Origin of the sequence: Paenibacillus herberti (genome assembly GCF_002233675.1) — a bacterium.
Lineage (GTDB): Bacteria > Bacillota > Bacilli > Paenibacillales > Paenibacillaceae > Paenibacillus_O > Paenibacillus_O herberti.
Genome location: NZ_NMUQ01000001.1, coordinates 893,995 through 902,504, shown reverse-complemented (window position 1 = coordinate 902,504; position 8,510 = coordinate 893,995). Strand labels below are relative to the sequence as shown.

Genomic DNA, 8,510 nt, shown 5'->3' with positions numbered 1-8,510 from the left:
TGACGACCGGGCTGGGATCAATGCCACGCGCCGTCTGCCAGTAATAACCGGCCTGAATGTCGCTTTGTTTGCCCATCTCCAGCCGCATCCGCCGCTTGAACTCGGCCAAGTCCATACGGGCGATATCGCCGATCGTATTCAGCCCCATCCGGTTGAAGTGCCGAGTCATGCGCGAGGCTACCATAAACATCTGATGGACGGGAAGCGTCCACAGCGTCGATTCCAGCTTGCCGGGACTCAGCTCGTAGATGCCTTCGTCGTTCTTTTTTGCGTAATTGTCCGTTGCCATCTTCGCCAAAATTTTCGTCGACCCAATGCCGATCCGTGACCAAACGCCCGTGGACAACAAAACGTGGTTCTGAATATCCTCCGCGATACGCTGCGTCGATCCGTATAACGCTCAAATATCCGTGTAATCAGCAGTGAAAGCTCGATGTATCTGCCCATCCGGGGCCGGATGACAACAAGCTCCGGGCATTTGGCCAGTGCCTCGCCGACCCGAGAGGCCGTCGTGACGCCCCGCGCTTTAGCCAGCGGGCACGCCGCCAGCACGATGCCGCTCATCCGCGACGGGTCACCCACCGCAACTGGCTTGTCGTGATACTCGGGATGCGCGGACTTCTCCACCGAAGCGTAGAACGACTGGCAATCAGCCAGCATAATAACTCTTTCCATCGGACACCTCCTTTTTGTGCGGAATCGGAGTCGGGAGCGGCTCGCGGAAAGTCTGCCCCACGGGAGAACGAATATATGTTCGCATCTTGTTCTAAACGTATTATATAGCGAATGTATGTTCTCTATGCAAGGGGGAAAATAATACATTTGTCCCATGACCAGAAACGCCAAATAAGCCTACCGAGAGGATCCGGCAGACTTATTTAAAAACTATCAGGACAACTGCCAAGTTCAACAGTCTTTCTTTTTGAATAATATGTTTATAGGAGCTTCATCCTAAACCGGAGATAAGCACCTTCTATCGCAATCCAAAATTGGAGGGTTAAAAATGGACAGTATGAAATCCGCTTCAATCAGCAATGTTAAAGGCTCCAGCTTAGGCATCATTCTCGTTTTGTTTATTTTGCTAGTCATCGTAACATGTGTTTTCTTCCCTGCTTCTCCGTACCCCGCAAATGGAAATGCCAACGGAAACAGCAATGGTAATGGCGGCGATTCTACCGGTATCCTAGCCACAAAAGGATTCAATCTCGAGAACCGGATGGCAGTAGGGTATACGTTAGTTTTCATCGAAAAATTTTACGATGCCTATGACCCCAATCCGACAACGCCTATTGGATTCAACAGCAACGCCCACTTTGAGGTACAAACCAAAGTATTAGGCGTAACTACTGGCGGGGCCTGGTATGACGTTCACTTCAGAGGCGAAAAGGTAGGCGAGCTTACTTTTTCAATGATTAATCGCAATGCAACGGCTTTCGGGAACAATGAGATCAAATACGTTACCTTAACGAGCGAGCCCGGTTACAATTTCAATTACCAAACATCGTCTCCTTCAAGAAGCGGCGACCCTTGGCTTCGAATAACTCTTTAGGTTAGTACAACACGAAACCTTTAACCCAACCCAAAAAAACCGATCAAAGAGCCGCTTTGAAAAGGGCTCATTGATCGGCTTTTTTGCATTCCTATACCTATCGTATATACCCGAGGTCACTCACCGGGCAAACTCAGCACTCCCGAAGTCGCTTGCCTCCACCGCTCGGACATGCAGGCTGCGGTCGCAAATCGCGTCTACATCCGCCTCGTCATGCGACACCAGCAGGCAGGTCGTGCCGGCCTGCCGCAAAATCTGCCGCAGCTCGCTGCGAATCGCAGCTTTCAAATGAGCGTCCAAATTGCTGAACGGCTCATCCATTAACAGCACGGACGGCTGCGGAGCAAGCGCTCTCGCCAGCGCGACCCGCTGCTGCTGCCCGCCGCTCAGCTCATGTGGATAACGCCGGACATATCCGCTCAGTTGCACCAGCTCCAGCATCTCCTCCAGCCGCAGGCGGCGCTCTTCCCGTTTCAGCTTATGCAGTCCGAATACGATATTATCGGCGACGGTCATGTTCGGAAACAGCGCATAATCTTGAAAGACCATGCCGACACCGCGCTTTTCCGGCTCCACAAAAACACGCTCGTCTACGATCACGCGGCCATTAATAGAGATGCTCCCGCGCTCCGGCATTTCAAGTCCAGCAATCAGCCGAAGCAGCGTACTCTTCCCGCTGCCGCTCGCCCCTAACACACCAACGGTTTCACCCCGTGACATCGCGAACGACAGATCTTCAATAACGGCGGATTGCCCAGCGGCAAAGCGAAACGTCACTCCATCAACCGCGACAAACGACATTCGCTCAGCTCCTTTCAGCTTTAAGGATAAAGAGTACGGAGATTAGTCCGATCAGAACTAGAAACAACGAGGGCAATGCGGCGTCAAAAACACGTTCATCCGTCGCATACTGATAAGCGCGGGTCGACAGCGTGTCGTAATTAAACGGTCGGAGCAGCATTGTCAGCGGCAACTCCTTGACGACCTCCACGAAGGTCAACACAAACCCGCTCAGCAGCGAGCCCCTGAGCAGCGGCAATTCCACCCGGAAGAAGGTGGCCAGGCTGCTTCTGCCAAGCGTCCGTGACGCCTCTGAATAGGCTTTTGGCATTTTTTCGTAGCCGGCTTCCAAAGCCCCATAGCCCGTTGCCATAAAGCGGATCACATAGCCAGTAATGAGCATCGCCAGCGACAAGCTGAGCACAAGCGCCCCTTCTTCTTTGCCCAGCATTCCGTAAAATGGAGCGAGCCACTCATCCAGCGCAATAAATACGGCCAGCACGCCGATCGCTACGATCGCGCCCGGTACAGCGTATCCTGCCGACAACAGGCGAGTCAGAGCTTGCATGAACGGCGAGTCGAACATCCGCGCCGCCCTTGAGGACAGAATCGCAATCAGCAGCACAATCGCCGTTCCCAATCCAGCACCCTTTAACGTGTTTACGGTCAAATCGAGGAAATCGGAGCGCCATACCGTGCCGCCAGTCTCAATCGCCCAAACGACCAACTGGGCAATCGGAAAGAAGAAAGCCAGCAGAAAAACAAGGGTGCAGAACAGAGTCGCTCCCCATGCAGCAATCCCCTTCAGCGGCTGTGGCTTGAGCGGATTGCTGCGGCTCGTTGGACTGGCATACCGCCTGCTGCGCCGCAGTAGACGCTCCAGCATGAAGAGGCCAAGAACAGCGACCATGAGCCATGCTGCCAGCTTCATCGCAGACTGCACATCGTACATCCCGAACCAAGTTTGGAAGATAGCCGTTGATACCGTCTGTACGCCAAAATAATTGGCGACCCCGAAGTCGCTGAGCACCTCGAATAGGACGAGCATAACGCCTGCCATAATGGCGGGCCGAGCAAGCGGCAGCACAACTCTGAAAAATACGGAGAGCGGCTTATGTCCAAGCAGCCTCGCATTTTCAATAAAGGAGGCACTTTGACGTTCCAGAAAAACGCGAGTAAGCATGAAAATATACGGAAATAGACAGAGCGTCAGCACAAAAATGGCTCCGCGATCCGACATCACATCGATCGTACCCGGCGGCAAAACGAGATCAAAACGATTGCGCAACGTCGCTTGAATAACACCTGTATAACCGGTCATCGAGCTATACGTGTAAGCGGCTATATAGGGAGGCATTGCCAGCGGCAGCACAAGCGCCCACTTGTAAAACCGGCGCAGCGGAAACGAATACCCTACAACAAGCCAAGCAAGCACAACCCCGATGAAAGTGGCAAAAAAGCCGGTGAAAATCACCAGCTTTGCCGACCCAAGTATATAATCCGTAAGCAAAAATTGTTTAACCTTGTCCCAATTTTCGTTTGCCGGACGGAACAACCCGGTCAGCACATAAAGGATGGGCAGCAAAACAACTGCCGCCCCGATTACGCTTGCCATCGTCCATCCGTTGATCTGCCTCCTGGCCGATCTCGGAAGCAACGACTTTTTCATGGCTTATTCCCAGCCGACCTTATTAGCGATTTCAACCGCTTTTGGATTCAGCTCGCCGTATTTCGCAAAATCAATGTTCTGATGTTTGAACGTTCCCCAGCTTGTCAGCAGCTCAGGAAGCTTCGCTTCGCTGTTGACCGGGAACTCGAAGTTAGCGGCCGAAATTTTCGTTTGCGCTTCTGCTGCGGTCAAAAACTCCAGCAGCTTGATTGCATTTTCTTTGTTTTTGCTAGTTTTGAGGAGACCCGCGCCACTCAAGTTCAAATGAGTTCCAGTCGTTTGCTGATTCGGGAAGAATACGCCGATTTGCTCAGCGACCTTTTTCTCCTCGGCATCTTCGGAAGCTGCCAGTTGGCCAACATAATAAGTATTCATAATCGCAACATCAGCTACGCCAGCTACGACTGCTTTGGCTTGATCACGATCGCCGCCCTCAGGCTTACGCGCCAAGTTTGCTGCGAAACCTTTAGCCCAAGCTTCTGCTTCTTTCTCGCCCATAACGTCGATGAAGGAAGCCAGCATCGATTGGTTGTACAGGTTCTCCGACGATCTTACGGCGATTTTGCCCTTCCATTTGTCCGTAGCCAAGTCCTCGTAAGTGGAGAGCTGCTCCGGCTTCACGCGGTCTTTAGCATAAATGATAACGCGAGCACGTGACGAGAGTCCGATCCAGTTGTTATCCTTGTCGCGCAGATCCGCTGGAACTTGCTTGTCGATCACCTCGGATGCGATCGGCTGCAACAGCTGTTCTGTTTTGGCCGAATTCAGAATGCCGCCATCCACCGTAATGAACAGATCGGCTGGCGTGCTGGCGCCCTCGCGCTTCATGCGCTCGATCAACTCTGGCGCTTTGCCTTCCACAACATTTACTTTAATGCCCGTTTGCTCGGTGAATGCTGCATGCAGTTCCTTATCCACATCATAGTGGCGAGCCGTATAGATATTCACTTCACCGCCGGACTTAGCTGGCTCCGGGCTGGTGGATGGAGCTGTCGATGGCGCCGTTGATGGTGCAGGCGTAGCTGCGCCTGTATTGTTTTGACCTGCGTTGCCGGCTCCACATCCTGCCAGCAGCGTTGCTGCGGTCATAAGCGAAACAACTAGAGTAAGTGGACTGCGTTTCGTGAACATTCTTTTGTTTCCTCCCCATATCGGTGCAACTGATGATAATATTCATTCTCATTTACTCTCGAAAAAAAAGAGTTTGTTAAGCGTACTTGCAAATGAGAATCATTATTACCGTTGCTGTCTATGGAACATTGTATCAACCGAAAATGAGAGAATGATGTGAAAAAATATTTTTATCCGCTAAACGCTCGGCCCTTACTCCCAACCACTTCGCTTGAAAATATCCGTCGCTTGCTGATGAAGGAGCGCGAGGCTTGTAACATCAACCTGCTGCCGCTTGAACGTCTGCCAGCTCTTGAGCAGCTCCGGCATGTCGGCCTCTACGTTAACCGGAAATTCATAGCTGCCTTGTGTAAGCAAGGTTTGCGCCTCTCGCCCCGTCAAATACTCGGCAAGCTCCAGCGCATTGTCCTTGTTCGGGGCATGCTTGGCCAGTCCAATCCCGCTAATGTTCATATGGGTGCCTGTCGTCAGCTGATCCGGGAAGAACACCCCGAGACCTTCCGCGATCTCCTTCTCCTCTGGGTCCTTCGAAGCCAGCATCTGGCCGATATAGTACGTATTCATAATGGCAACATCGCCGACTTTATCCGCGATTGCCTTAGCTTGGGCTCTGTCGCCGCCTTCCGGCTTCCGGGCCAGATTCCGCACGATGCCGCTCGCCCATTTCTCCGCCTCCTGTGCGCCGTTCAGCTCGATAAACGAGGCAAGCAACGATTGATTATACAGGCTTGATGCAGACCGCACTAACACCTTGCCCTTCCAACGCTCGCTCGTCAGCTCCCCATAGGTGGACAGCTCCTCCGGCCGCACGCGGTCCTTGGCATACACGATGACTCTGGCACGCGTGGCAATGCCTATCCAGTATTGCTCGGGATCACGCCACTCCGCTTGTACATTTTGCAATACAGCTTCCGACGACATCGGCTGAAGGACGTCATTCTGCTTCGCAAGCTGGAGACTGCCCCCATCAACAGCGATGAACAAATCCGCAGACGAGGTTTCCTCATCCCGCTTCATGCGCTCCACCAGCTCCTCCGGCGTCCCCTTCACTTCATTGACTACGATGCCGGTCCGCTTGGTAAAATCTTCGAACAACATGCTGTCAACCTCATAATGCCTTGCGGTATAAACGTTGACGACTTTTCGATTGCCATCGGATTGGAGGACATTTTGCCGACTCTCACCGCCGGATGTGCAGCCCGCTATAAGAAAAATAGCCGCAGCGAGAAGAACCGTGCTTTTAATCCGCCCCTTCACTGGAATCGACCTCCCTCTTCTCAATATATGGACGACATGCCAGCGAAATCGTGGCCGTCGTTCCTGCAGCTACCTTGCTGCGAATCGTCATGCTGCCGTTGTAACGCTCGACCAGCCGCTTGGCAATTGCCAGCCCAAGGCCTGTTCCGCCTTGCTGGCGACTTCTTGCCTTGTCCACCCGGTAGAAACGATCGGTCACAAGCGGCAAATCCTGTTCAGCAATGCCGATTCCACAGTCCGCGACTTCGATGAACGCCGCACCGTCCCGCACAGAGCCAGCAACGCGCACAGCGGATCCAGGCTCGGAATATTTCACGGCATTGTCTAGCAGAATCATCAGAATCTGCTCCAGATGCCCCTCGGAAACGACGATTTCCCAGTCCGCCAAGCCGACAAAGGCCGTTTCAAACGTATATTCGGGATGCAGCTCCTCCCATTGTCCAATCAGGCTCAGCATCGTCCGATCCGCTCGCTGTGTACGTTCATCCGCGGTGTCGCTGTCCTTTTCCTCTCTTGTGAGCAAAAGGAGATCCTGCACGAGCGCTTTCAGCCGCGTGAGCTCATGATAGGAGATGTTCAAGGATTCTTCCAGCGCCGCAGGATCGTTTTTGCCCCAGCGCAGCAACAAGGACAGATGACCGTCCATGATCGCAATCGGCGTCCGTAATTCATGCGAGGCGTCTTCAACAAATTGGCTTTGCTGATGAAAAGAACGCTCCACTTGATCCATCATGCCGTTGAACATTTTCATCAAGGTCGCGATCTCATCCTCGGTGCCCGGCAGCACCATCCGTTCCTGCAGCCCCTTCTGTTCGACGTTCCGTATCGTCTGAGCCATCGACTGAAGCGGCTTCAGTAATTGCCGCGCCAGCAAACCGCCTCCCAAGCCGCTTAACACAACAGCACCGAGGCCGGTCAGCAAGAACAGCCGCAATATCGCTTCGGTCAGCTGTTTGAACTGATCCATGTTTTTGACGATTTCGACCGTCCCATGGAATGAATAGATCGTCAGCGGACTTCTCATCACCAACAAGGAGTGGCCGGAATATTCAGTAATAGCAATTTCCGTTTTCCCCTTGGGCGAAGGTGCAATCCATTCCTCGGGAATGCCATTGGATACTGTAATCACCCCATTACCTTGCTGGTCAACGATGCGGATTAGTTCGTCACTCTCGTTTTTCTTGTCTAAGTAGCTTCGGAGCTGTGGCAACTCGGCTTCGGTAAATCCACTCTCCTTCTCCAGCAATTCATTGAGGATCTGACTCATTTTTTGCCGTGTGTCCGTCTTCTCCTGAGCGATCATCCATTTTTCAACAACTACATATTGTGCACTATTATAAGCAATAAACAGCACAAAAATAAGGAAAGCCGCCCCTAGGGTTAGCTTCCACCTAATCGGCACACGCGACAAAACCCGCTTCATCGCTTGAAGCGTCATAGCTTCATCACATAACCGATGCCGCGCACGGTATGGATATAGCTGGCTTGTCCTGGCTCGTCTATTTTATTACGCAAATAACGGACGTACACATCCACGACATTCGTATCAACTGCCGCGTCGAACCCCCACACTTTATCAAGCAGCAATTCCCGGTTCATCACCCGATTGACATTTTCCATAAGCGCTGTCAGCAGATCGAATTCACGTTTGGTAAGCCCGATCTCGGTGCTGCCTTTTTTCAGAACCCTCAAGTCCCTATTGACGGATAAATCCTGAAACGTAAGCAGCGCTTGAGCGGGTTCATCACGATCCGTTTGCCTTCTAAAAATCACTCGCATGCGAGCCAGAAGCTCCTCAATCGCAAAAGGCTTAGGCATATAATCATCGGCGCCGCAATCGAGGCCCGAAACTCTGTCTGTGACGCTGTCTCTCGCCGTCAGCATGATGATCGGCGTGTTTTTGGCCAGACGGATTCGCCGGCATACCTCCAGCCCGTCCAGCTTAGGAAGCATCAGATCCAGCAAAATCAGATCCCAATCCTCGGCAAGCGCAAGCTGCGCACCTGTCTCCCCGTCATACGCCAAAACCACGTCAAATGTTTCGCGCCGCAACTCCATCTCAACGAACCGCGCCATATGCCGCTCGTCTTCAATGAATAAAATCCGCTTCATCCCGTCCAATTC

General features: G+C 52.6%; 7 protein-coding genes and 1 pseudogene. 1 reads left to right on the top strand and 7 read right to left on the bottom strand.

What is annotated here, in order from left to right:
- A pseudogene (locus CGZ75_RS04125) lies at nt 1-675 on the bottom strand (Y-family DNA polymerase); the annotation flags it as partial.
- A gap of 328 nt (nt 676-1,003) precedes the next feature.
- On the opposite strand from CGZ75_RS04125, the gene CGZ75_RS04120 reads away from it, so the two are divergent.
- Complete coding sequence (locus CGZ75_RS04120) at nt 1,004-1,549, top strand: hypothetical protein (protein ID WP_089522997.1); 546 nt, start codon at nt 1,004-1,006, stop codon at nt 1,547-1,549.
- 120 nt (nt 1,550-1,669) lie between these two features.
- On the opposite strand, the gene CGZ75_RS04115 is transcribed toward CGZ75_RS04120, so the two are convergent.
- From CGZ75_RS04115 to CGZ75_RS04090, 6 genes are all read right to left on the bottom strand, one after another.
- On the bottom strand, nt 1,670-2,350 hold the full coding sequence (locus CGZ75_RS04115) for an ABC transporter ATP-binding protein (protein WP_089522996.1): 681 nt from the start codon (nt 2,348-2,350) through the stop codon (nt 1,670-1,672).
- Nucleotides 2,351-2,354: 4 nt separating this feature from the next.
- Nucleotides 2,355-3,998: an ABC transporter permease gene (locus CGZ75_RS04110; protein WP_089522995.1), complete on the bottom strand. Its 1,644-nt coding sequence runs from the start codon at nt 3,996-3,998 to the stop codon at nt 2,355-2,357.
- A gap of 3 nt (nt 3,999-4,001) precedes the next feature.
- Complete coding sequence (locus CGZ75_RS04105; protein WP_089522994.1) at nt 4,002-5,129, bottom strand: Fe(3+) ABC transporter substrate-binding protein; 1,128 nt, start codon at nt 5,127-5,129, stop codon at nt 4,002-4,004.
- 192 nt (nt 5,130-5,321) lie between these two features.
- Nucleotides 5,322-6,386 (bottom strand): extracellular solute-binding protein, encoded by a 1,065-nt coding sequence (locus CGZ75_RS04100; protein ID WP_176444672.1) that lies wholly within the window; start codon nt 6,384-6,386, stop codon nt 5,322-5,324.
- A complete protein-coding gene (locus CGZ75_RS04095; protein WP_089522993.1) occupies nt 6,370-7,824 on the bottom strand; it encodes a HAMP domain-containing sensor histidine kinase in 1,455 nt (484 codons plus the stop codon). Before CGZ75_RS04095 ends, CGZ75_RS04100 begins: the two co-directional genes overlap by 17 nt.
- Nucleotides 7,821-8,498, bottom strand: a complete 678-nt coding sequence (locus tag CGZ75_RS04090) for a response regulator transcription factor (RefSeq protein WP_089522992.1) — start codon at nt 8,496-8,498, stop codon at nt 7,821-7,823. The genes CGZ75_RS04095 and CGZ75_RS04090 overlap by 4 nt, the downstream gene beginning before the upstream one ends.
- Nucleotides 8,499-8,510: the final 12 nt, after the last annotated feature.

Excerpts from the sequence above, each read along its gene's own strand:
- CGZ75_RS04120 (WP_089522997.1), top strand. The coding sequence starts at position 1,004 with ATGGACAGTATGAAATCCGCTTCAATCAGCAATGTTAAAGGCTCCAGC.
- CGZ75_RS04115 (WP_089522996.1), bottom strand. The coding sequence starts at position 2,350 with ATGTCGTTTGTCGCGGTTGATGGAGTGACGTTTCGCTTTGCCGCTGGG.
- CGZ75_RS04110 (WP_089522995.1), bottom strand. The coding sequence starts at position 3,998 with ATGAAAAAGTCGTTGCTTCCGAGATCGGCCAGGAGGCAGATCAACGGA.
- CGZ75_RS04105 (WP_089522994.1), bottom strand. The coding sequence starts at position 5,129 with ATGTTCACGAAACGCAGTCCACTTACTCTAGTTGTTTCGCTTATGACC.
- CGZ75_RS04095 (WP_089522993.1), bottom strand. The coding sequence starts at position 7,824 with ATGACGCTTCAAGCGATGAAGCGGGTTTTGTCGCGTGTGCCGATTAGG.
- CGZ75_RS04090 (WP_089522992.1), bottom strand. The coding sequence starts at position 8,498 with ATGAAGCGGATTTTATTCATTGAAGACGAGCGGCATATGGCGCGGTTC.